General features: G+C 74.3%; 2 protein-coding genes. Both read right to left on the bottom strand.

The genetic code is table 11. The features are described from left to right. On the bottom strand, positions 1 to 897 hold an 897-nt coding region (locus DQW85_RS23380; RefSeq protein ID WP_162795284.1), incomplete at its 3' end, for an ABC transporter ATP-binding protein. After that, positions 897 to 1,672 (bottom strand): ABC transporter permease (locus tag DQW85_RS23375; RefSeq protein ID WP_113702237.1); only part of this gene is annotated, 776 nt, incomplete at its 5' end. The genes DQW85_RS23375 and DQW85_RS23380, both read right to left, overlap by 1 nt.

The raw sequence follows: 1,672 nt of genomic DNA, 5'->3' as shown, positions 1-1,672 counted from the left end.
GGCGGCCGGGTCGGGCGGCGCGCCCGGGATCACCGCGAGCCGCCGGCCGCGCAGGCTCGGCCGGGGGATGGCGCCAAGCAGCGCCTCGGTGTACGGGTGGGCGGGCCGGGCGTACACCTCCGCCGCGCCGCCCTGCTCCACCACCCGCCCGGCGTACATGACGGCGACCCGGTCGGCGACGTCGGCGACGACGCCCATGTCGTGGGTGATGAGCACCAGGGCGGTGCCGTGCTCGCGCTGGATCTCGCCGAGCAGCCGGAGGATCTGCGCCTGGACCGTCACGTCGAGCGCGGTCGTCGGCTCGTCGGCGATGATCACCTGGGGGTTCAGGGCGATGGCCAGCCCGATGCCGACGCGCTGGCGCATGCCGCCGGAGAACTGGTGCGGGTAGTCGCGCGCCCGCCGCTCGGCGGCGGGGATGCGGACCAGGTCGAGCACCTCCACGGCCCGCCGGTGGGCCTGCCTGCGTGACAGTCCGCGGTGGGCGCGGAACAGCTCGGCGATCTGGTAGCCGACGCTGAGCACGGGGTTGAGCGCGCACAGCGCGTCCTGGAAGACCATGGCGATCGTGGTGCCGCGCAGCCGCCGCCTGGCCTCCTCGGGCAGGGCGAGCAGGTCGACGCCGCGCAGCCGGGCGGTGCCCGCGGTGACCGTGCCGACCGGCGGGCGTACCAGCCCCATGATCGCGCGGGCCGTGACGCTCTTGCCGCTGCCCGACTCGCCGAGCACGGCGAGGGTCTCGCAGCGTTCCACGGCGTACTCGACGCCGTTGACCACCCGGGCGCGGCCGAGGCGGACGTGCAGGCCGGAGACGGCGAGCGGCGGCGCGGCGGCGTCGTAGCCGGGCAGGGACTCCAGCGGGCTCGTCGCGTCGCCCGGCGCTATCGGGGGGCTCATCACATCACCTGGCGCAGTCGGGGGTCGAAGGCGTCGCGGAGCGCGTCGCCGAGCAGCACGAAGCTGAGCACGGTCACGGTCAGGAACACGGATGGGAACACCAGCAGGTGCGGGGCCGAGGTGAAGTACTGCTGGGCGGTGTTGAGCTGCACGCCCCAGGAGATCGCGGGCGTCTGCAGCCCCACGCCGAGGAAGGTGAGCGCCGACTCGGAGGCGATCACGCCGCCCACGTTGAGCCCGGTGAGCACGGCGACCGGGCCGATGGAGTTGGGCAGCACGTGGCGGAGCAGGATCCTGGGGGTGCCCGCGCCCACGCCGCGCGCCGCGGCGATGTACTCGCAGCCGGCCGTGGCGAGCACGGATCCGCGCATGACGCGTGCCAGCGCCGGCCAGCCGAACAGGATGAGGACCGCCGAGACGGTCAGCTCGTTGTGCGTGCTCAGCGTCTGCAGGATGACGATCATCCCGACGAGCGCCGGGAAGCCGAAGAACACGTCCATGACCCGGCTGATCAGCGCGTCCACCCAGCCTCTGAAGTAGCCGGCCAGGCCGCCCAGCACGACGGCGACCACCAGCATGCCGGCGGTGACGAGCACCGCGATGAGGACCGACGAGCGCGCGCCGTACACCACGTTGGCGTAGAGGTCGCAGCCCTGGATGTCGAAGCCGAACGGGTGCCCCGGCGCGGGCGGCAGGCCGCTGCTGGCCAGGTCGCAGCGGCGCGGGTCGCCGTCGGCGAACCAGCCGGCGAACGCCTGCGGCGCCGCCGCCATGG

The sequence above is a fragment of the Nonomuraea lactucae genome (assembly GCF_003313395.1).
In the GTDB taxonomy this organism is placed as follows: domain Bacteria; phylum Actinomycetota; class Actinomycetes; order Streptosporangiales; family Streptosporangiaceae; genus Nonomuraea; species Nonomuraea lactucae.
Note: the sequence above shows the minus strand (reverse complement) of the source record. Positions and strands in the feature narration are given on the sequence as shown.